We start from the raw sequence: 22,853 nt of genomic DNA, 5'->3' as shown, positions 1-22,853 counted from the left end.
TAATTAAGATTTCCAAAATTGACTCACTGTGAATTATAAATCAGACGTTGAAGCAGCCGAGGCTATGAAAGTGGCCTATGAAAAAATCCGTAGTGAAATAGGGCAAGTGATTATCGGACAGGATGAAGTTATAAAACGATTACTAACAGCTATTTTTTGTCAGGGACATTGTTTGCTTGTTGGAGTTCCGGGACTTGCAAAGACTTTATTGATTCAAACCATTGCTTCATCGCTTGATTTAAAATTTAACAGGATACAGTTTACGCCCGATTTAATGCCTTCGGATATTTTAGGCTCGGAAACGCTGGACCAAAACAGAAATTTTAAATTCATTCAGGGGCCGATTTTTGCCAATATTATTTTGGCTGATGAGATAAACAGAACACCCCCAAAAACGCAGTCTGCACTCCTGGAAGCGATGCAGGAATATTCGGTAACAATTGCAGGCCAGAAACATGTTTTATCGCGTCCGTTTTTTGTTCTGGCAACCCAAAACCCAATCGAACAGGAGGGTACCTATCCCCTTCCGGAAGCACAGCTGGACCGCTTTATGTTCATGATTCAGCTGGATTATCCATCATATGCGGAAGAAGTAACGATTGTAAAAAACACAACCAACGACGTAAAACATCAGGTCAGAGAAGTGATCAGTGCTGAGGAAATTATGGATTTCCAGCATTTGGTTCGCCGCGTTCCCGTTACAGATCACGTGATCGAATATGCTGTAAAACTGGTACATAAAACTAGACCGTCGTCCGGACTTGCTAATAAAGATACCGCAGATTACCTTGAATGGGGGGCAGGTCCAAGAGCGTCACAATCGCTCATACTGGCTGCAAAATGTAATGCTTTGTTATCGGGGAAATATTCTCCGGACATTGAAGATGTGAAAGCGGTAGCACTTCCGGTGTTACGCCACAGAATTATCAGAAACTTTAAAGCAGAAGCCGAAGGCATATCTGTTGATGACATCATCAATCGTCTTCTCTGACTTGTAATAAATCCCTTTTATAAAAATTTGCGTTGATCCTTTCAGGCTATCGGCGCAAATTTTTGTTTTTCTAGCTGTATGACTTAGTTCTAAATTGCCAAAAAGCCAGATTTTCGGGTATAATATTAGTACGTCATTTTCTGGAATGATAAGTTCGTTCCAATCTTCAATCATAAAACCAGGGTTCCGATTATGGACATTTCAGGAAAAAATTTTATTGGTTATTCACTTTCATCAGAAAACAAACATACTTTCAAATCGTATGTTCCGGCTCAAAATATAGAATTGCCAGAGGAATTTCATACCGCTACACAAGAAGAAGTTTCGAGGACAATGAAACTTGCAAAAGATGCATTCAATGAATATTCACGTGTTCCAGCATCAAAAAGAGCAGATTTCCTGATTGCTATAACTGAAGAAATCCTGGCGGTTGGCGATGAACTCCTGGAACGCGCTCACCTTGAAACTGGCTTGCCGCTTGCGCGTCTACAGGGTGAAAGAGCACGCACGATCAACCAGCTTACGCAATTTGCCGAGCTCATCCGTGAAGGTTCCTGGGTAGAAGCAAGCGTTGATACAGCCATTCCCGACCGTTTGCCGGCTCCTAAATCTGACCTTCGAAAAATGCTCATACCAATCGGCCCGGTGATCGTTTTTGGCTCAAGCAATTTCCCCTTCGCATATTCTGTGGCCGGTGTTGACACTGGTCCTGCTCTCGCAGCTGGAAATCCTGTTGTCATTAAAGCGCATGCCGCACATCCGGGCGTATCAGACCTAACTGCTCAGGCGATCGTCAAAGCGGCGCAGAGAACAGGGATGCCCGATGGCGTTTTTTCTATGCTATACGACGATGGCTACGAAGTTGGAGCTGCGCTGGTCAAACATCCGGCCAGCAAAGCGGTCGGATTTACAGGTTCAATAAAAGGTGGAATGGCACTTTATAAAATGGCGCAGGAACGCGATGAGCCAATTTCGGTTTTTGCTGAAATGGGAAGTGTAAATCCGATTGTAATTTTACCGGAATACCTTGAAAATAATACCCAGGAACTTGCGAAAACACTGGCAGGATCCGTGACACTGGGTGCTGGTCAGTTTTGTACAAACCCCGGGCTGGTCTTTGTCATCAAATCAGAATCATTGCATGCGTTTGAAGCGTCTTATAAAAATGAGATTTTAAAAGTGGCTCCGGCTACGATGCTGACGGCAGGGATCAAAAAGAATTTTTACAAACTTCGGGATGAATTGGTAGCAGAAACGGGTGTTAGCGAACTTGCATTTTCTAACATTGCGTCTGATGCGGAAAACCAGTCACAGGCCTCCGTGGCCAGCGTTAGCGGAAAAGATTTTATTGCCAATCCGAAAATTCATGAAGAAGTTTTTGGACCATTTTCGTTGCTCGTTGTCTGTGAAAGCTATGAAGAATTGTTGTCAGCTGTGTCACAGTTGAGAGGCCAGCTTACTGCTTCGCTCATGGCAGAAGCACAGGAAACCTTGAAATATCCCGCATTGGTTCAAACATTGTCACAAATATGCGGACGTTTTATCATGAATGGGGTTCCGACCGGCGTCGAAGTTTGCCCATCCATGCATCACGGTGGACCTTTTCCATCTTCCACCGATGCGAGGTTTACTTCTGTTGGCCGCCATTCTATATTACGCTTTGTTCGTCCTCAATCATACCAGGACTGGGATGATTCTCTGTTGCCTGACGAATTAAAAAACGCAAACCCGCTGGGAATTTTCAGACTGGTTAATAACGAAACGACTAAACGCAAAATATAAAACGTAGCTTTGGCTTCTCTCCAATTTGGGAGAAGCCTTCTCCTTAATTTTCATGGCCCAGAATAAAATCTTTCATATCGTAAATGGCGATGCTCTGCTGGATAATTTTCCCGCGGAACTTCTCACAGGAGAAATTATCGTTGCCCGGGAATGCCTTGTAGATGGTCCGGTGTCCGGTGAAAACTTCCAGGAATTCGCCGAGACGCGCGCTAATTTTATTCATCAGGAATATGGTGAGGAAAAGCAGGCTTATTTTGAAGAAATAATTCCCGAATTCAATAAAATACAGGCGATTCCAGCCGACTCAGAAATTAACTTCTGGTTTGAAGATGATTTGTTCTGTCAGGTAAATTTATGGTTTTGTGTCTCGCTTCTGATGCCTGTGGCGCATACTTTAAAAGCTTATATAATAAAACCGGTCGTCGATGATAACCAACCCGACTGGCGAGGCTTTGGCATTATGGATAGCCATATGCTGGCGGAAGCCTACCTTCACAAACAGCTACTTTCGCAAGCAGATCTTAGTTTGCTTAATGACTTATGGCTGGCGTACAGGGACAACGATCTTGAAAGTCTGCAAAAATCAAGCGAAAAGAACTCTGTTAACTTCCCTTTTCTAAATCTGGTGATTCAGGCACAAATTGATCGAAGAAACGATCGCCCCGAAAATGTTCTAAAGGAAATTATGAAGGAAAAAGAAACAACAGATTTTAATACAATTTTTAAAGAGTTCAGCAAACGGGAAGGAATTTACGGTTTTGGAGACTGGCAGGTTGAGAAAATGCTTGAAAGAATTCAAAATAATAAGGTCCAGGAATAATTCTGAAAGACATAAAAAAAGTCAGCTTCAAAATGTGTTTGAAATTGACTTCTTTTTCTATTTGAGCGTTTAACAAACCGGGTCAATATTCTGGATAACCAACTTCCACTAAAAAAAGTCCTTGTGCCGGAGCTTGTGCACCAGCCTTGCTCCTATCCTGTGCCTGGATTATTTTTTCAAAATCTTTAATACTTCTTTTTCCCACGCCGACTTCAAGCAAGGTTCCGACCAAGGCTCTGACCATTCCGCGCAAAAAACGATTTGCTTTGATATTGAAAATAAGAATGCCGTCTTTTTCAAACCAACCAGCTGCCGTAATATCGCAAAGGAAATTATTTACATGAGTATGAATTTTACTGAAACTCTCGAAATTCTTATAAACCAATAGCAAAGCCGCAGCTTCGTTCATTTTTTCAATATCCAGAGGTTTATGAAAAATATGCGATTCATCGCTCAAAAAGGGATTTTTGCGTTTAATGATCCGGTACTCATATCGTCTGTGCGTGGCATCAAAACGGGAATGTGCCGTATTGTCAACTTTAAAAATCCGGTGTACTGCGATATCAAAAGGTAAACGACTGTTGAGTCTGTAAGTCAGCTGCTCTGTATCTTTAATTTCGTTAGCAATATCAAAGTGAGCGTACTGCTGCTCAGCATGCACGCCCGTATCCGTGCGGCTGCTCCCGACGGTTTCAATGTTTTCCCGGATAATCAGAGTCAATGCTTCATCAAGCAATTGCTGAACGGAAACAGCATTTTTCTGTCGTTGCCAGCCACTATAATTTGTGCCCTTATAACTGAATTCTATAAAATAACGCATTTCACAAAAGTACGAGAAAGTCCCGAACCTCATTTGACGGAGCCGTGAATTATACATTTAAGCAAAGTGTTATATAGCAGGAAGACCAGTTTTAGGGGAACAGTTTAAAGATTTTGAGTTTTTTTAATGATTTTAAACACCTCACGGATAAAATATTTCGAGGTTGACGCGAAGAACATTAACTTTGACAATTGAAATTATTTCCAGTACTGTATGATTACGGAAGAAAAGAAAGAAGAAAAAAGCCTGAATTTTATTGAAGAGATCATTGAGGCAGACCTAAAGGCGGGAAAGTACACGGAAATTGTTACTCGTTTCCCTCCTGAACCTAATGGGTATCTGCACATTGGTCATGCTTCGAGTATATGTCTGAACTTCGGGTTAACAAAAAAATTTCCGGGTTATACCAACCTGCGTTTTGACGATACCAACCCGACGACAGAAGATACTGAATATGTTGAAAGTATAAAAAACGACATCCGCTGGATGGGCTTTGAATGGGAAAATGAGCTATATGCTTCTGACTATTTCGATACCTTATATGGCTATGCAATCCAGCTGATTCATAAAGGATTAGCCTATGTTGACGATTCAACATCGGAAGAAATCGCGGTACTGAAAGGAACGCCAACCCAGCCGGGGAAAGATAGTCCTTACAGAAACCGTTCAATTGAAGAGAACAGGCTGCTTTTTGAGCAGATGAAAAACGGAATATTTCCAGATGGAAGCCGTACACTTCGTGCAAAAATCGATATGACGCATCCGAATATGTTGATGCGCGATCCTATTTTGTATCGTATCAAACATGCACATCATCACCGCACGGGCGATAAATGGTGCATTTATCCGATGTACGATTTTGCACACGGACAAAGTGATGCGATTGAAAATGTTACGCATTCGATCTGTACCCTGGAATTTGTTCCTCACCGTGAATTATATGATTGGCTGATTGCGCAACTGGAAATTTATCCGTCGCATCAATATGAATTCGCGCGCCGTAATTTGAATTATACTGTAACGAGCAAAAGAAAATTATTGCAGCTTGTTCAGGAAGGTCATGTAAACGGATGGGACGATCCACGCATGCCTACAATCAGCGGTTTGCGGAGACGCGGTTATACACCTTTTAGTATCCGTGATTTTTGTGATCGTATCGGTGTTGCCAAACGGGAAAATATGATCGACGTAGGATTACTTGAATTCTGCGTCCGAGAAGATCTGAACAAAACTTCTTTGCGCAGAATGGCGGTTCTTGATCCATTGAAAGTGGTTATCACGAATTTCCCGGAGGATCTTTCAGAGACTTGTCTCAGCGAAAATAATCCGGAGGATATAGCTGCCGGAATGCGTGAAATTCTTTTCACTCGCGAAATTTTTATCGAGCGTGAAGATTTCATGGAAGTTCCGTCTAAAAAATATTTCCGGCTTGCCCCGGGAAAAATGGTTCGTTTGAAAGGTGCGTATATTATCCAGGCAGAATCAGTTCTGAAAGACGAAAACGGAGAAGTGACCGAGGTGCATTGTACGTACATTGAAAATAGCAAAAGCGGACAAGATACAACTGGCATTAACGTGAAAGGAACGCTTCACTGGGTTTCCGCAAAACATGGCATACCTGTGGAAGTTCGTCTGTATGACCGTTTATTTTCAGTAGAAAATGTTTCATCCGAAGAAGGCGATTTCAAGGATTATATTAATCCTGAATCACTGAATATTATCACGGGATATGCAGAACCTGCTTTGCGTGATGCAAAACCAGGTGAATCTTTCCAGTTTCTGCGTAAAGGTTATTTTGCGGCTGATGCGGATGGAACTACTGAAAAACCTGTTTTTAACCGTACGGTAACATTAAGAGACAATTGGGCGAAGGCTGCTGAGAAGTAGATAACTTTTAGCGTTTAGCTTGGGAAAGACTAGGCATATCGCTGAAAAATTAGAATAGCTTTTAAAATTTGTTTAAACGCCGTTTGCCTGAAAAAGTGAACGGCGTTTTTATTCAAAAAAAACACTCCATATAATTAGATTGGTTTTAAATAACTCTTGCATGGTTAAAGTTTCCGCTTTATCTTTGTGTAAGATTCAGTGTTAAATAAAATGCCAGTTACAGTGAAACACCCGAATGAATTGTTCAGTACCTCCAAAGGTTTTAGTTTCCAGTGTGATAAAACTTCACGAATTGTGGTTCATTTTGGGGAAATGATTGCTTCATTTCGTATTCATGACTTTCTTAACTTCCGCCGTTTTGTAAATAACATTGATATCAAAAGCCGCTTGTTTGATTTGTCAGATGAGTCGGATTTCGAATTTGTAGAAGCTCCGCAACTTAATATCAATCAGAAGCTTACACTTTGCGAATTGATTCAATTGCGTGATCTTGTCAATGGAACTCACTTCGCTATTGAGCTAAATTCTTTGCTACACTCCATTCTTTACGTAGAACAAGAATTAGTCTAAATAGCTGATTCCCTTCATATTAGACCAATTCCAAATTTATAGGTTATCATTGCAATGATGAACTTTCGTATGATATTTGTGCTTATTACTTCAAAAGATAAACACATTTACAATGAGAGATCTACTTAGAGCCCGTACTTCTTTAAAAGAAGAGATAGAAATATTATTGAACAACCAAGTTAAAATGGAAGCAGAAGCATCAGCTAAATATCTGGCTATGGCTTCGTGGTGCGACCGTAACGGTTTCAAAAACAGCGCAGCTTATTTCCTTAAACAATCCGACGAAGAACGCGGACATATGTTGAAAATTTTCAACTACATCATGACCGTTGGCGGAACAGCTGTTTCTCCGGAAGTCCCAGCTGTGAAACAAGAATTCGCTTCTTTCAGAAGTGTATTCGAGACAGCTCTACAAAGCGAAATCAGCGTAACGCAAGCAATCAATAGAATTGTAACGCAAAGCCGTCGTGAAGAGGATTACGCCACCGAAAATTTCATGCAGTGGTTTGTGAACGAACAAATTGAAGAAGAAGATAACGCACGTCGCGCTATCGAGCTTTTCGATGTAATCGGAGAAGAAGGAACTGGTCGTTACCACATCGATAAGGCTATCCTTAAAATCAGCTCAGAAAACTAATTTTATAGGTTTTAGAAAAAAGGTCGTATCCTCCGATACGACCTTTTTTTGTGCCCTGTCCAATTGATTTCCGAAAACACTTGCAATTAAGTTGTATACAATTTAATTTTATACAATTAAAAATGAGACATGGAACTGTTAAAACTATCAAACCAACTTTGCTTCCCGCTTTACGCCTTGTCAAGGAAAGTTACCAGCCATTACCTTCCTCTGCTGGATAAAATCGGTCTTACGTATCCTCAGTATTTGGTTATGCTTGTTCTTTGGGAAGAGAATGGCGTTTCGGTTAAAGAGCTCGGATATAAACTTATGCTGGACTCTGGCACACTTTCTCCGATGCTAAAAAAACTGGAAGACAGGGAGCTTATCACCCGTAAGCGGTTGAAAGAAGATGAACGTGTCGTTATCATTTCATTAACTGAAACAGGAGAAAAACTAAAAGAAAGAGGAGCGGAAATTCCTGAGCAGATCAAGTGCAGTCTTGAACTTACTGATAAGGAGGTTCGGGAAATGAAAGCACTCGCGACTGGACTGCTTGACAAGATCAACAAAATCGAAGCCGTTCATAATAATTAACCAATATCAACCAAAACATCAACAAAAATGATCAAGGCAATTTATACGACCGCTGCAACAGCAACAGGCGGAAGAAATGGAAAAGTGGTTTCGGAAGATGGAATTCTGGACCTGGAAGTTCGTATTCCGAAAGAAATGGGCGGAGCCAATAACAATTATACAAATCCCGAGCAATTGTTCGCGGCCGGTTATGCGGCTTGTTTCGACAGCGCATTAAACCTGATTATTCAGCGCAGCAAAATCAAAACCGGAACGACTTCTGTGACTGCTCACGTTGGTATAGGAAAAAACGAAGCAGATGGTTTCGGACTGGTAGTCACTCTGGAAGCAAATATTCCGGGTGTAGAGCAATCGGTAGCGGATGATCTGATTGCCAAAGCGCATCAGGTTTGTCCGTATTCCAATGCAACGCGCGGAAATGTGGACGTTACTTTAAAAACAACAACAGAAGAAGTTTCAGCCTAATAAATCGTATCGTTCTTATTACAAAACATCCGTTTACAAATTGCAGACGGATGTTTTATTTATGACAGTTTAAAAATTCATCTGGGCGAGAGCAAAGAGTAAATTTCAACATCCTGAAATCTACCGTCGAAAAACGTATGCTCCCTGAAATAAGCCTCTCTTACAAATCCATGTTTTAACATCAGACTTGAAGAAGCCCTGTTTTCAGGGTGGATAACGGCTTCAATGGTATTCATACGTAGCTGTTTAAATCCAAATTGGATTATTTCTTTAAGTGCTTCGCTCATATAGCCTTTGTTCCAGTTTACAGGATCCAGCGAATAACCAATCTCACCGCGATAATTTTCCTTATTAATACGAGGAAAACCAACGGTTCCAAGCATTTTGCTCTCTCCTTTTAAAGATATCGCCCAGGTAATACTTATACCCTGCTCAAACAAAAATTCATAATTCCTGACAAGCTCTTCTGCCTCTCGCCGAGACTGGAGCAATGGCCTGACAATGTATTTCATTACGTCGGGGTTACTTCTCTGCTGAAACATCTCGTCAACATCGTCTATTGAAATAGGTCTCAAAGTAAGTCGTTCCGTTTCCAAAACCGGGAACTTTTCAAAGTTGAGAATGAGCATATAACGATTCGGTTTACAATTTTCTGAACATGATATGAGCATCGACAAAGCCTAACTCTAGATGCTCAAAACCACCTGGAATTGTCCCGATTATCTCAAATCCGTGTTTTTTCCAAAGTTTTATTGCGAACTTGTTCGTGCTCACAACAATATTAAACTGCATCCCTTTAAAACCGAAACGTTTCGCTTCTGCCAAAGAATGTTCACAGAGCAAATTTCCAATTCCTCGTCCCTGCGCATTCGGATGGACCATATAAGATCCGTTCGCAATATGTGAACCCAGATCTACCTGATTTGGCTTGATCACATAAGTCCCGAGAATTTCGCCATTCTCTTCCAAAACGTAAGTCTCCATATTAGCTGCAAACCAATATTTGTCAAGATCTTCCTTTGGCGTATCGGGTGCGAACACATAGGTATCACCTGTCTGAATTACGGCAGTAAAAATTTCCCAAATTTCGTGACGATCCTGATCGATAGCTTTTCTGATGTGCATAACCTGAAATTTAAATTAATAAAAAGCAATCTGAGCCAACAACGATTGTAAGTTACACGGTTGCTTTATAAGTATATACCGTGTAAGGAAAAATAAAATGCGCAACTAGCCAGGAAACGAGTGAAGCGATAACAATGGGGATAAATAAAACGTAATTATCTGCAATCGCGCACACCAGGAAAATGGAAGTCAACGGCGCGTGAATACTTCCACTTAGAACGGCCGCCATACCAATAATGATGAAGTTTAGGGCGATCAGGTCCAGATGGAAAAAGTAGTTGAGCGTCAATGCTGTGATTAAACCTAAAAATGCACCTATAAATAAGCTCGGCGCAAACACTCCCCCATCGCCGCCGGCTCCAAGCGTGACGGAAGTAGCGATTGGCTTTAAAAATAAAATGACAACGAAAGGTAACAGAATATACAGATCGGACGGTTGGGTAATGGAAGTCAGGTTTTTTATTCCCGAATATCCCTCACCATACAAACTGGGGAAGAAAAATATCAGAGTCGAGATAATTAAAGAACCGGCAATAATTTTCACGTAATCGTTCCGCAGAGTGCCGAAAAACTTCTTGCAAAACAGAACACTTTTTGTAAGAAAAACGGAATTAAAACCTGCTAAAATACCGAGCAGTACAAAGTACGGCAGCGCTTCCTTGTGCCATACGGTTACCTCAAAGTTGAAAACTTTTACGTAAAAAAAATATCTCGTCAATATGTAAGAGGTAAAAATTGCCGTTGCCAAAGCAGCCAAATGAGTCTTATTCCGCTTTCTGGTAAAAACTTCAAATGCGAACATAAAACCGGCAATCGGTGCATTGAACAAAGCCGTGACGCCAGCGGCTAAACCTGCGCAAACCAGATCCGTCCGATACTTATTTAAATGCCCGACTTTATGGCTGGATAACGCACCGATCGAAGCTGTCGCCACCACTGTAGAAACTTCGATGCCGGTGGAGCCGCCAAAAATCACCGTTAAAAATCCGTTGAAATAATGAGATGGTATTTTGTAAGCCGGCAAGGTTTTCCCGCCATTATTAATAGAATCAAGCACTTCCTTAATCCCTTTGTTTGGTTTATTTTTGAATAAAAACTGTCTGAGAATATGTATCGTCGTGAATCCGATGAACGGAAGAAAGAAGATCAGATATTGATTTTCCGCTAACCTATGTACAAAATCATGTTCATAATGTTCCGTGATCACTTTAAGGGTATCGGCTACGATTGCCGAAAAAACCCCGACTACCGCAGCGGCAGCCAAAACAGTTACTGTCCTCCTGACTTTTTTATGCCGATAGGATGATGTTGTACTGGTATTCATATAACACGGATTCTGGTAAAATCAATTATTGAAGTGAATGGTAAAATTATCTGTATCTGCGCTGCCAGATTTTATACCAATTTTTATTTTTCGGATACGTTCGATGAGAAGTCATGTTGTTGACGATCAGGGCAACAAACAGCAATATTAAAACGCCGGATAACACCGGGCTCAAGACGTAGATATACCCAAGGCTTGTGACTTTTTCAGACCCGATGTTGGCAATCAGCGCCGTCGCACCGCCGGGAGGATGAAGTGTTTTGGTAATCTGCATCATCACAATTGAGAGAGAAACGGCAAATGCCGATGACAACCATATTTCATTCGGGATAATATAGTGGACCGTCACCCCAACCAGGGCACAAATTACATGCCCGCCTACCAGATTTCTGGGCTGTGCCAGCGGACTGTTGACGATACCATAGATCAAAACGGAGGAAGCACCAAAAGATCCGATCAGGAATAAATTATCGCTCTGCGTGAAAACGTTCTGGTTTAAAAGTCCAATTAAACCAATTCCTGCGAAAGACCCGATAAATGTCCAGAGATGGTCCTTGAAGTCTATCAACGTTTCTTTATAAATCACATAACGTGCGATTCTGGCATGTTTCCTTATACGTTTTCTCAAAACCTTTATAGTATATTAATAAAAAGCATAGCTATTTATAACCATCATATAACTATTATGGTTCGGCATGATTCTACAAAATTTCATAACACATCGGGCACATGTACCACCCCGAAATTTAATTATGTTCAGGTATCGTTTTTGTCAAACATAAAGTTGATATTGGAAGCAAAGAATTAGTCACAGTTCCCTTTTTGCATGAATTACCTTAATGAGTTTAGAAAATTTATTTCCAGCCATTACCTCTATACAGGCGTCAGGCTCACGCTAGGGGCCGTAATTCCTTGTCTGATTTTTCATCACTACGGCATTTTAAGTGATCTTATTGCCTTCCCGCTGGGTACATTGCTGATCGGCACGACCGACAATCCCGGCCCGCTGCACCGTAGAAGAAATTCCCTGATGATTGCGATTGTGACTTGTTTTGCAGTCGCGTGTATAACTGGTTATCTCAGGCATATTCACTTTCTGGCATTCTTTGAAATTGTAATTTTCGGGATGTTTTTCTCTCTCGTAGGAGTATATGGAAACCGGGCGAACAGCGTCGGACTGATCGCACTTTTGGTATTTGTTTTCAACATCGATAACCACATGAGCGGTGATGCAGTGCTTAGGAATGCACTGATATTCTCTGCCGGCGGAATCTGGTATCTGATTCTTTTTCTCGTCTTACAAAAAATACGCCCTTATAAACTTATTCAGCAGTTGCTTGGTGAGAATTTTGTAGAACTAGGGAAGTTACTGTCGGTCAAGGCAGGTTACTATTTTGCCAAACCTGACTACGATGAATTGTTTAACCAGATGATTCATCAACAAGTAATTCTTCGCGAAAACCATGAAACGCTTCGGGAGATTTTATTCAAAACGCGCCAAATCGTAACGGAATCCACAAATACCAGCCGGATACTGATGTTGATGTTTTTAGATAGTGTCGATCTGATGGAGCGGATTCTTAACTCCCAGCAAAATTATTCCAACCTCCACCGGGCATTTGATCATTCTAAAATCCTTCGTCTTTTCGGTACTTATATTACCTGGCTAGCAGCTGAACTTCAAGAAATCGGATTGTCCGTTCAGAGTGGTTTTCCATCCAAACCAAGACATGATCTGGATGAAGCCTTTAATAAATGTCAGCGTACTTTTGACAGTATCAGAGAAAGAAGCATGACGCATGAAAATGTGGAGGATTTTATTATGCTGCGTCAGATTCTGAACAGTTTGCAGGATATCACCGAGCGTGTCAAAAAACTTCATCGCGCAACCCGTTATGACTCCGAGCTGAGTAAGGAATACAATATCAACGTTGAAATCGACGATTTTACGACAAAACAGGAATATAGTCCCAGGATTTTGCTGGATAGCTTGTCACTCAAATCCAGTCATTTCCGGCATGCGGTGCGCGTTACGCTCGGGTTGATGATCGGATTTTTAGTATCGTTGTTTTTCAGTGTCGGACATGGCTACTGGATTTTGCTGACCATTGTCACGATCATGAAACCGGCATTCAGTATCACTAAACAACGAAACCTTTACCGGATCGCAGGAACGATCGTCGGCGCTTTTGCCGGTTTCCTAACACTTTATCTGATCAAGGATGATACCGTTATTTTCGTCATTATGATGCTGGCGATGATTTCGGCTTACAGTTTTTTAAAGATAAATTACTTTGTCGCCTCCATCGGGATAACTCTTTATGTGCTTTTATGGTTTAATTTCCTGAATCCTGAGCATATCACGGCCGTTTTGCAGGATCGCGTGATCGATACCGTTATCGGGTCAATTATTGCCTATTTTGTGTCATCCTATATCCTCCCGGTTTGGGAACATACCCAGATCAATCAGTATATGAAAGCGGCTCTGGATGCCAACAGAAAATATTTCGATAACGTGTCGCAGATATTCACAGGTGTACAGCTTGATATCAACGAGTTAAAGCTACACCGGAAGGAAGCAATAATAGCAATGGCCAATTTATCGGATAATTTTCAGCGCATGCTTTCCGAACCGAAAAAGCAACAGGTAAAAATGGAGGAACATCACCAGTTTGTCGCAACCAGCCACATGTTAACGTCGTATATTGCCTCATTGTCAACCTATGCGCAGACGGTCGGTCAATCTTATCTTTCGGATGAGTTCAAACCTATGATCCGGCAAATTGACCGTCAGTTCGAGTCTGCAATTCAACTCATTGATAAGGAAGAAAATGCAAGCGTTGATATTATTAAGGAATCTCTGCCACAGAACCAAAAACTGCTGGATCTTTTGTCGGCAAGAAAGAAGGAAATAAAAGAAATGGGGATCGAAAAATCTGCTCAGTCACCGGCGAGAAAGGCGTTATCTGATTTTAAAACCATCAATGGTTTATTCGAACTTATCAGTACGATCACCATTGATGAAATCAAAATTCTTCAAAAAATTGCTATTGGAAAAGTCTGAATTATGCTGCCTGCAGTTCGGTAACCTCTTCTTTATTTTGTCTCGAATGAAACATCAATACGAGCGAAACCAGCACACCGCCAAAAGCCATGCCCGCACCTACCCATTCAGGGGAATTGTAGCCTAACCCAGCGGCAATGGGCAAGCCGCCGAGATATGCACCCAGAGCATTTCCAATATTGAAACTTGCCTGACTTACCGAAGCAGCAAGCATTTCAGCCCCTTTCGCGGTATTAATCATCAACATTTGCAAAGGGGAAAGCATTGCAAAAGCAATGGCACCTGTGATAAAAGTGAATATGAGTGTCAGTGTCTGGTTGCTGGAAACGAAATAAACTGCTGTTAATGACAAAACCATGGCAAGTAACAAAGCCGCCGAAGTATATAACGGAGAAAACCGGTCGGCCAGCCTTCCGCCAATGAAATTTCCCATAACCATTCCTAAACCAGCCAATACCAGAATATACATGATGGAATCATCGCTGAATCCTGCAACCTCAGTTAGCAAAGGAGCAATGTAACTATACCACGAGAAAAAGCCACCCGTCCCGATTGCGATTACTAAAACAATAAGCCAGGCATCCAGTCTGGTGAAAAATTTCAGTTCGCTCATCAGCCCTTTGGTATTTGTCACAGATAAACCGGGCATCCATAATTTGATACTGGTTGTTGTCAGTAAACCGATTACTCCGACGATCATAAACGTGATGCGCCAGCTGATATGGTGACCGATGAACGTGCCCAGCGGTACTCCAATCAAATTGGCGATCGTTAATCCCGCAAACATCAGTGATACTGATCTGGCTTCTTTTCCCTGATCAGCTAAACGACCGGCAACCACGGCACCAACACCGAAAAATGCTCCATGAGGCAGGCCAGAGAAAAATCTCGAAATAAATAAAGTTTCATAATTCGGAGCGAAAGCCGATAACGTATTGAATACTGTGAACAAACACATCAGCAGCAGTAAAATTGTTTTCGGCGGTTTACTTCCGGTAAATCCGATCAGCAGCGGAGCACCGACGACAACGCCCATTGCGTAAGCCGACACCAAATGACCAGCTTCAGGGATTGTGATTTGTAAAGATTTGGCGATGTCAGGCAGAATTCCCATGATTACGAATTCAGTCATGCCAATGCCAAAACCACCAAGTGTCAGTGTAAGAATACTTTTTTTCATAATTCAGTTCATTACCGTTTTGCTAATGGACAATCTTGGTTAAATCAAATTTTAGGAGATTATGAAAATTATAAAATATACCCCTCCTTATTTTATTCAAATTATCCTACAACTGAAACCCCAGCCTTATTGAAAGGTAACGTCCCAAATAAAAAATGTGTTCAATTTAAAAACATCGGCATTTTGTAAAACAAAATTTCATTTAAACATTTTAAGATCATAAAGGATTTATCCGACGGAAGTTGATTTATTACGTAGACAAATGTGCTAACTTATTATAAAATTGGTTACATTATTCAATTTGATGAATAAAAAAAGTACAATTTTATACTTTAAAATAACTGAATTATTGATTACATTATGCTTCCGCTTCTATTTGTCTTACTTTTGATAAAAATTTTTGATTTAAGCAGTAAAAACTCAAAAGCATGAATGAAGTATCAGGCACCGAACGTGGAAATATTCATCCGGGACTTGCCGTTTCCATTGTTCTAAAACAGGATCAGCGCACAGGAAAACTGACAAAAGGTATTGTGAAAGATATTTTGACAAGTGCTCCTAAACATACGCACGGCATAAAAGTCAGGCTGGTTACAGGCGAAGTCGGTCGTGTGAAAATTATCGGCTAACTGCGTCGTCCATATGCTTAACCCACGGGTCAGTCTTCTCATAGGCGTTATTGCGATCAGCATTTTTCCGGTACTTGTGAAATGGGCGCCAGTCTCAGGAATTTCCTCGGCTTTTTATAGAATGTCTATTGCCGTTATTTTTCTTGTCCCGTATGTATTGTTTAAGAAAAAGCTTCAAAGACCTGAAAGGGAACTATGGCTTCTCATTTTTATATGCGGGATTTTATTTGGCAGTGATATCGCCATCTGGAATTTATCGATCCATTATTCCAACGCAACACAGGCCACTTTGCTCACTAATCTTTCTCCGGTTTGGGTTGGAATCGGGTCAGCACTATTCCTTCATGAGCGCCCGGGAAAACATTTCTGGATCGGGACGTTCGTGGCACTTTCAGGAATGGTCATTTTGATGGGACCTGAAACTTTCATGCAAATGCGTTTTGACAAAGGGTTTATTATGGCAGTAACTTCCGGATTGCTCTATGCCAGCTATATGATTGTCAGCAAAAGAGTTTTGAACCAACTGAACATTGTAAGTTTTATGACTTACAGCATGAGCGTTTCCAGCTTTTATCTGCTGATTATTTGTCTGGGAATGGGAGAACCTCTTTGGCATTTCAGTCCGGTAATATGGGGTGTTTTGGGAATTCAAGGATTAGTATGCCAGTTGCTGGGCTGGCTAACGATCAGTTATGCCGTTCAAAAACTAGACGCTCAACGCGTTTCATTGAGTTTGCTCAGTCAATCAATTGTCACAGGTCTTTTGGCCTGGATATTTATAAATGAAAAAGTTACACTTCAAATGATCATTGGCGGGCTCATTATTCTTGCAGGAATCGGAATCACTTTTTTGAAGAGAAAAGCGCTGTCCTGAGTCGAATTCGTTGCGTCAATTGCTTAAACCCATTGCGTCCATTGCGGTTAACTGCCGTTAAGCAAGTATATTTCAGAATAAGCGTCTTTATTACATTTATTCCTTCCTTTTGTTATAAAAGAATTAATAAAGCGCCAATGAGAAGTTTTCCGTTCCGTTACCTGATTTGCTTTCTGCTCTCAAGCGGATGGTGTTTTGCACAAAAAAAGGCAAATCAGCCGAAACCGATCCTGCAAACGGATACAACTTCCTGGTGGAAACAGAATAATCTCAGAGTTATCCAGACCAATTTGCCGGCATACGAAGCCGCAACGCTGAATCCGGATTCTCTGCTGAAAGATCTGGAAGATTTTTCAGCCAATACGCTTCTGATCAATGCTGGTGGTATCATGGCCTTTTATCCATCCGAGCTGGACTTTCACTACCGCAATCCCTTCTTAAAAGACAATAATATGCTCAGTGACATCGTAAGAAAATGTCACGAAAAAGGCATTCGCGTCATTGTACGGTTTGATTTCAGCCGGGTTCAGGAAAGCATTTTTAAAGCACACCCGGACTGGTGCTATGTCTCTCCCAAAGGCGAACGGATCATCAACACTGATATGTACGTAGTTTCCATCAATGCGCCCTATGTTCAGGATAAAGCTTTCAAGATTATTGAAGAAGTGATTGATAAATTTCCTGTCGACGGGATATTTCTGAACATGCCGGGTTATCAGGTCAATAATCCATACGAAGGAAAATATCACGGAATTGATCAAAACGAATATGATAAAAAGCGGTTTGCAGAGTATAGCAAAGGCTTGTCGCTTCCAACCGAAGAAAATAAAGCCGATCCGTTATTTCAAAAATATCTGGAATTCAAAAAATTCACAATCGAAGACTGGTCCCATCGTCTCCATACGTTGATTAAATCGAAGAGCGATAAGATTGCGATTTGTACTTATATGGACAAGTATGTGGATATAATCCGTCACGAATCACAAAGCAGCACGGTTCTGCCTTACTGGCCGTACACGGCGTCAGATAACGTGGGAAATGCCGTAAGTTCATATCCAAATCATGTGATCAGCAATGCGAGTATCCAGCAGATTTCTTTTCAATCCCGATACAATGCAGTTGAGCCGGAAGAGGTCCGTATCCGTCTGTACGAAAATATTGCAAACGGTTCCGGCCTTGACATGAGCATGATGGGCGATTTGCGCGGCTACGAAGATGAACGCAATTATGATGTTTTTAAAAATGTTTATGCACACCATAAAAAACATGAACAATATTTCGGGAAATATAAGTCTGTTGCCAAAATAGCAGTGATCGCGCCGGGTTCATGGCCAAGTGGTCCGACGATGCAGGAATATCGAGGAATTTTGCTGATGTTAAAGGAAGCGCATATTCCATTTGATATTATTGAAGATGCTCAGATCAGTAATCTTTCGTCAACCGTCAAAAATTACAAATTGCTTATTCTTCCGGATATCACCTATCTGAGCAAATCATCTTTGCAAACTTTAAAGGAGGCTTCTGAAAATGGTACAAATCTGATCGCAACCAATAAGGCGTTTTTCGATTCGCCGGAAACACTTATCAACCTTTTCGGAGCGAAAATTGTGAACAACGATAACGATGGCAGCGGTAATTATTTGCAGCCGGATAACAAATCTGTATTCAAACGATTTGACAAGCAGAAAATGCTTTTCTGGAAATTTAATCTCGGGCTTTATGATTTCAAAGCTGCTGACCAGACTTTTCTGCCCATTCTTTCTAAAGGAAGACCGGGACCTCCGGAGATTATAGGTGGACACGATCCGACGGGAAGTTTTGCTATGGGTTTAAAAAGTCATGCAAAAAGTAAAGCTGCTTTGCTTCCGGTCAATATTGGACGACTTTATTACATGCATGGATATGAGGAACATAAAAATATTTTACTGGATGTGATAGACTATATTTATCCTGAAGCAACTGAAATTATTCAGACGGATGCGCCAGCCCGGATTGAAGTTATCCTTCAAAAGTATAAGAAAAACCTACCTGAAATAAAGTCGGCCGCTGATGCAAACGGCATGATCCTGCATTTAATCAACCTGACCGGATTTAGTGGAAATACTTATTTCCCTCCGCTTCCCGTTTCCCGGATAAAATTTAAAGTAAAATCTGATTTTAAACCGTCAAAGGTATTTTCGATGACAAGTGGGAGAGCAATTCCATTTACATGGAAAGCCGGGTACCTTGAATTTAAATTAGAGAAACTGGAAGCATTTGATGGAATTGTGATGGACAAATAAATAAAAGTCATTAACAAATCAGGCAACAGGTAAATAAACGATAAATTCTGCGCCTAGGCCCGGTTTGCCGATAGCCGTAATAGCCCCCTGATGATTGTCAACAATTTTCTTACAAATTGCAAGGCCTATACCTGTTCCTTCAAAAGAAGTTTTGTTGTGGAGCCGTTGAAAAACCTGAAAAATCCGATCTTTAAACTGAGGATCGAAACCTATTCCATTGTCGGCAAAGGAAATAAAATGATAATTTTTCAGCGGGTCAAGTTCTGAAATACCCGCATTTTTGCCAGAAATAATTCCCGCCGATATGTTCAGAGAAGGTATCGTCTCATTTTTTACAAATTTCAAGGCATTGGCAATCAGATTTGTGAAAAGCTGTTCGAACTGGTATACAATGACATTCAGCGTTGGCAAGGGAGTGCACCGGATTATCGCCCCTCTTTGCTGAATGCTCTCCTGCAACTGTTCTTTCACATTTTGAAGTAATATATTCAGGTCTGTTTCTTCAAAATTCTTTTCAATGGCATTAGCCCTCGAAAAAGCGAGAAGATCCACAATCAGCTGCTGCATCCGCGTCGAGGACGACTGCATTCTTTTAAAATAATCCTTCCCCCGGTCCGACAAATTGCTGTGCTCGGTTTCCATAATGCGGGTGGCGAAAGTCTGAATTTTCCGTAAAGGCTCCTGCAAATCGTGACTTGCCACATAAGCGAACTGGCCCAATTCGATATTCGTCCGTATTAATTCGTCATTGATGACTGTCAGCTCCCGCGTCCGCTGCTGAACTTTTAATTCCAATTCGTCGATAAACAATTTACTGTCGTGAATATCCGTGCTCGTCCCGACCCACATCTGGATAATTCCGTCCGCGTCACGTTGCGGAATTGCGCGGCTAAGCTGCCAGCGATATTCGCCATCATAGCGACGGAAACGGTGTTCGCAAGCGAAATCAAAACCGTTTTTCACCGCCTCATTCCAGGCCTTGATATTTTCATCCCGATCGTCAGGATGAACAATAACCAGCCATCCATTCTGTTGGATTTCTGCAAATGGCAATCCTGAATATTTAAAAACCGATTGACTAAAGTAATTCAGATTTCCCTCTGCATCAGCGGTCCATATAAACTGCGGCATAAAATCGGCCAAAGTCCTGAATTTTGTTTCACTTGTTTTCAACGCAAACTCTGCTTCTTTACGATCCGTAATATCAACAACTACATTCATAGCGCCCGTGACATTTTCATTGCTATCGTAAATAGGCTGCGGATTTGCAATGATATTTCTAAGCGTTCCGTCAGGCCGCTTTATATAGGCTTCCACAGTGAAAGCATTCTTTTCTTTCAGCGCGGTTGCCATTGGGCACTCCGCATGCGGCAAAAATTGACCATCGAGCGTATACATTTCATAAGATCCGCACCACAACTCTTTACCCAATTCAGGCTCTCTTCCCCACAATTTCACCGCTGCCTTATTAAATAAATTCACATAACCATTTTCATCGACGGTGTAAACAGCAACCGGTAATGTCTGGATAAGATCGCGATATCGTTTTTCACTTTCTTCGATAATAATTTCGGCACGCTTTTGAGAAGTGATATCCATCATCGTCCCAAGCATCCGCGCAGGTTTATGATTTTCATCAAAAATAATTTTGCCTTGTGTTCTGATCCAGTGTACGGAATCATCCGGATGAATAATCCGTGCTTCATAGTAATAAATGCCTGTTTGGAGTGCCACTTCGAAGGCTTTTTCAACAATGGAGACACGATCGTCGGGATGAATCTGATCACGAAGATCCCAGTGTGTCAAGACTTTACCCTCATCCTGACCAAATATCTGGCTAAGTCTAGGCGTGTAAACAATGGAACGGGTTTGTAAATTCAAATCCCAGGTAGCCAGTTGCGTCCCCTCTGTGGCAAGGCTCAAACGCTCCACCGAATCGCTGACCATCTGTCGCGCCTCCACTTTTTCCGTCACGTCATTGACAGACACAAGCACACCCGACACTGAACCATCCAGATCAAACATCGGTGAATATTGAAAATCAAGATAATATTTCTTGACCCCTTCGCGACTCTCTACATAGGCCATAGCCTCGTTTTCCCTGTGCGTTATTCCATTTTTATAAACGCCGGCAAGAATTTCAGGAAACTTCTGTCCGGTCAACTCAGGAAAGACGTCAAGAAGTTTTTTCCCTTGAACCTCCTCGATTTCGCGCTTCCATAAATCGCGCAGCATCGTTTCGTTGGCGATTGTTATCACCATATCCTCGCCTTTGAAAACTGCCTTGGCAAACGGAGACTGAATAACCAGATTCCGGAATTGGTTTTCACTTCTCTGCAACGCATGTTTTGCCCGCACTTGCTGGGTGACTTCGGTCGCCACTGTAATAATGCCGCTGATCGACTGGTCAGCTTCAAGCAAAGGTTGGTAAACAAAATTGAAAAAACATTGTTCAGCTATCCCTGCGCGTATCAGTGTTACCTCAAATTCATTTCCATAATAAGGAATGCCAGTTTTGAGGATGTTTTGTAAAATCGGGTTAACCGCTTCCTTGACCTCGGGCAGAGATTCAAACAACGACCGACCCACAAACTCCTCTTCAATTCTGTCGACAATCTGCAGATAAGTGTCATTAGCCATCTCGACAATCAAATCAGAGCCCCGAAGAATGGTAATGCCGACCGGCGCCTGCATCATCGTATTCCGGAATTTCTTTTCGCCTTCGTCAAGCTGTTTTTTCGTTGAATAGGCTTTATCAATTTCTGCTTTTACACGCTCGTCCAGCGCGAGAAGTGATTCCTGTAATTGAAGAAGTTCGTTGTAATTAATAATGAGCTGGCGGGAAATTTCGTCTTCCTCACCGTTCCGGTTTTCTGATTTAACCTTCAATTGAATAACAGACAAGAGTGTTGTCAGATTGCTGGCGATAAGTTCGATCGTGGCCAGGCCATCCCGGGCTTTTTCTACGTCTCCATTTTTGTATAAACCGACTAGCTCAAGAGCATAAATGTGAAGTTTCTGATGAACCTTTTCCAGATCATGCATTTCGGAAATGTGTCCGTATTTTGCCAGCGCAAAATTGTACACCCATTTCCCGACCGCGCAATCTTTATGATTTGTAAGCTCGGTTTCGTCTACCGGCAGACCATACAAGTAAGAACGTAGGTTGGTTTTAAATAAAAGATGCTTCGCCTTGGCTCGCTCAAAATCCAGTTCGAGTAAATCCATACTTTTATCCTATTTTCCGGCTGATAAATAAGTCTGATAACCTATCGGCAGCGGACAATAGGGATATCTAATATTGAAAATAAAAATTCTCTTTATAAGTATTCACGCCGCCTTTTCCCCAATCAATCGCCAGAATACGCTGAATGGCAGATTTTAATTTGGGAAATGAACCGGGTTTTCTGACAAAATAATTGGCGCCTTGTTCGTATAACTTATTAATAGCCTCTTCCTCACCTGTTGTCGAGAAAATTACTACCGGAATATTTTTGTACTGCTGTGAATTTCTGATTTCTGCAAGACATTCGAATCCATTTTTCTTAGGCATATTAAGATCGAGAAAGATTACATCCGGTGGTGGCGGAACAGTTTTGCCAAGCAGGTTCATCAACTCCACGCCATCATTTGCCGTGGCAAGTTCGGTTGATGCATTCACCTCTCTTAACGCGTCCTCAAATAACATGCAATCATCCTCATCGTCATCGGCCAGGAAGATGTATTTTCTTGAATTATCACTCATAAAAAGGCGGTTCAGTTATTGGTTGTAACGTTGCTTTGCCATCATTCGGTTGACAATTTACTAACGATCATTTGGAAACAAC

Annotated in this window: 20 protein-coding genes; 12 read left to right on the top strand and 8 right to left on the bottom strand. The window is 41.5% G+C overall.

From position 1 onward, the window contains the following. Positions 1 to 28 precede the first annotated feature (28 nt). The 3 genes from BMY70_RS07910 (at position 29) to BMY70_RS07900 (ending at position 3,593) form a co-directional block, all read left to right on the top strand. Positions 29 to 991: an AAA family ATPase gene (locus BMY70_RS07910; RefSeq protein ID WP_090334295.1), complete on the top strand. Its 963-nt coding sequence runs from the start codon at positions 29 to 31 to the stop codon at positions 989 to 991. A gap of 192 nt (positions 992 to 1,183) precedes the next feature. Beyond that, a complete protein-coding gene (locus tag BMY70_RS07905) occupies positions 1,184 to 2,773 on the top strand; it encodes an aldehyde dehydrogenase (NADP(+)) (protein WP_090334292.1) in 1,590 nt (529 codons plus the stop codon). 52 nt (positions 2,774 to 2,825) lie between these two features. Further along, entirely contained in the window at positions 2,826 to 3,593 is a 768-nt protein-coding gene (locus BMY70_RS07900; protein ID WP_090334289.1) for a hypothetical protein, read from the top strand. An 82-nt stretch (positions 3,594 to 3,675) separates the two neighbouring features. Here BMY70_RS07900 and truA read toward each other — a convergent pair whose 3' ends face one another. After that, positions 3,676 to 4,413, bottom strand: coding sequence for a tRNA pseudouridine(38-40) synthase TruA (gene truA / locus BMY70_RS07895; RefSeq protein WP_090334286.1), 738 nt, complete (start codon positions 4,411 to 4,413; stop codon positions 3,676 to 3,678). 213 nt (positions 4,414 to 4,626) lie between these two features. Here truA and BMY70_RS07890 point away from each other — a divergent pair, with 213 nt between their 5' ends. The 5 genes from BMY70_RS07890 (at position 4,627) to BMY70_RS07870 (ending at position 8,548) form a co-directional block, all read left to right on the top strand. Further along, a complete protein-coding gene (locus tag BMY70_RS07890; RefSeq protein ID WP_090334284.1) occupies positions 4,627 to 6,300 on the top strand; it encodes a glutamine--tRNA ligase/YqeY domain fusion protein in 1,674 nt (557 codons plus the stop codon). Between the two features lie 210 nt (positions 6,301 to 6,510). Next, on the top strand, positions 6,511 to 6,870 hold the full coding sequence (locus BMY70_RS07885) for a hypothetical protein (protein ID WP_090334282.1): 360 nt from the start codon (positions 6,511 to 6,513) through the stop codon (positions 6,868 to 6,870). Positions 6,871 to 6,982: 112 nt separating this feature from the next. Continuing rightward, entirely contained in the window at positions 6,983 to 7,507 is a 525-nt protein-coding gene (locus BMY70_RS07880; RefSeq protein WP_090334280.1) for a ferritin, read from the top strand. A 129-nt stretch (positions 7,508 to 7,636) separates the two neighbouring features. Beyond that, positions 7,637 to 8,083, top strand: coding sequence for a MarR family winged helix-turn-helix transcriptional regulator (locus BMY70_RS07875; protein ID WP_090334277.1), 447 nt, complete (start codon positions 7,637 to 7,639; stop codon positions 8,081 to 8,083). A 27-nt stretch (positions 8,084 to 8,110) separates the two neighbouring features. Further along, positions 8,111 to 8,548, top strand: coding sequence for an organic hydroperoxide resistance protein (locus tag BMY70_RS07870; RefSeq protein WP_218148607.1), 438 nt, complete (start codon positions 8,111 to 8,113; stop codon positions 8,546 to 8,548). A 77-nt stretch (positions 8,549 to 8,625) separates the two neighbouring features. On the opposite strand, the gene BMY70_RS07865 is transcribed toward BMY70_RS07870, so the two are convergent. The 4 genes from BMY70_RS07865 to BMY70_RS07850 are packed head-to-tail and all read right to left on the bottom strand — an operon-like array spanning position 8,626 to position 11,625. Then, a complete protein-coding gene (locus BMY70_RS07865; RefSeq protein ID WP_090334275.1) occupies positions 8,626 to 9,177 on the bottom strand; it encodes a GNAT family N-acetyltransferase in 552 nt (183 codons plus the stop codon). 13 nt (positions 9,178 to 9,190) lie between these two features. Further along, complete coding sequence (locus BMY70_RS07860; protein WP_090334273.1) at positions 9,191 to 9,673, bottom strand: GNAT family N-acetyltransferase; 483 nt, start codon at positions 9,671 to 9,673, stop codon at positions 9,191 to 9,193. 52 nt (positions 9,674 to 9,725) lie between these two features. Next, a complete protein-coding gene (locus BMY70_RS07855) occupies positions 9,726 to 10,997 on the bottom strand; it encodes a chloride channel protein (protein WP_090334271.1) in 1,272 nt (423 codons plus the stop codon). A 46-nt stretch (positions 10,998 to 11,043) separates the two neighbouring features. Next, the gene (locus BMY70_RS07850; RefSeq protein WP_090334268.1) at positions 11,044 to 11,625 is read right to left on the bottom strand and encodes an HPP family protein; all 582 of its coding nucleotides are present in this window, start codon (positions 11,623 to 11,625) and stop codon (positions 11,044 to 11,046) included. Between the two features lie 198 nt (positions 11,626 to 11,823). Between BMY70_RS07850 and BMY70_RS07845 the strand changes: the two genes are divergently transcribed. Continuing rightward, positions 11,824 to 14,061, top strand: a complete 2,238-nt coding sequence (locus BMY70_RS07845; RefSeq protein WP_090334265.1) for an FUSC family protein — start codon at positions 11,824 to 11,826, stop codon at positions 14,059 to 14,061. Between the two features lies 1 nt (position 14,062). Here the strand turns inward: BMY70_RS07845 and BMY70_RS07840 are convergent, their stop codons facing one another. Continuing rightward, positions 14,063 to 15,241 carry an MFS transporter gene (locus BMY70_RS07840; RefSeq protein WP_090334262.1) on the bottom strand — a complete coding sequence of 393 codons (1,179 nt, stop codon included), beginning with the start codon at positions 15,239 to 15,241 and terminating at the stop codon, positions 14,063 to 14,065. A 428-nt stretch (positions 15,242 to 15,669) separates the two neighbouring features. Between BMY70_RS07840 and BMY70_RS07835 the strand changes: the two genes are divergently transcribed. The 3 genes from BMY70_RS07835 to BMY70_RS07825 all read left to right on the top strand — a co-directional run bounded on the left by BMY70_RS07835 (position 15,670) and on the right by BMY70_RS07825 (position 19,026). Next, entirely contained in the window at positions 15,670 to 15,870 is a 201-nt protein-coding gene (locus tag BMY70_RS07835) for a YwbE family protein (RefSeq protein WP_090334260.1), read from the top strand. 13 nt (positions 15,871 to 15,883) lie between these two features. After that, on the top strand, positions 15,884 to 16,744 hold the full coding sequence (locus BMY70_RS07830) for a DMT family transporter (protein WP_090334258.1): 861 nt from the start codon (positions 15,884 to 15,886) through the stop codon (positions 16,742 to 16,744). A 137-nt stretch (positions 16,745 to 16,881) separates the two neighbouring features. Then, positions 16,882 to 19,026 carry an alpha-amylase family protein gene (locus tag BMY70_RS07825; protein ID WP_090334253.1) on the top strand — a complete coding sequence of 715 codons (2,145 nt, stop codon included), beginning with the start codon at positions 16,882 to 16,884 and terminating at the stop codon, positions 19,024 to 19,026. An 18-nt stretch (positions 19,027 to 19,044) separates the two neighbouring features. Here BMY70_RS07825 and BMY70_RS07820 read toward each other — a convergent pair whose 3' ends face one another. After that, positions 19,045 to 22,254, bottom strand: coding sequence for a PAS domain S-box protein (locus BMY70_RS07820; RefSeq protein WP_090334250.1), 3,210 nt, complete (start codon positions 22,252 to 22,254; stop codon positions 19,045 to 19,047). A 67-nt stretch (positions 22,255 to 22,321) separates the two neighbouring features. Further along, positions 22,322 to 22,771, bottom strand: a complete 450-nt coding sequence (locus BMY70_RS07815; protein ID WP_090334248.1) for a response regulator — start codon at positions 22,769 to 22,771, stop codon at positions 22,322 to 22,324. Positions 22,772 to 22,853 lie beyond the last annotated feature (82 nt).

Origin of the sequence: Dyadobacter koreensis (assembly GCF_900108855.1) — a bacterium.
Taxonomy (GTDB): domain Bacteria; phylum Bacteroidota; class Bacteroidia; order Cytophagales; family Spirosomataceae; genus Dyadobacter; species Dyadobacter koreensis.
Note: the sequence above shows the minus strand (reverse complement) of the source record. Positions and strands in the feature narration are given on the sequence as shown.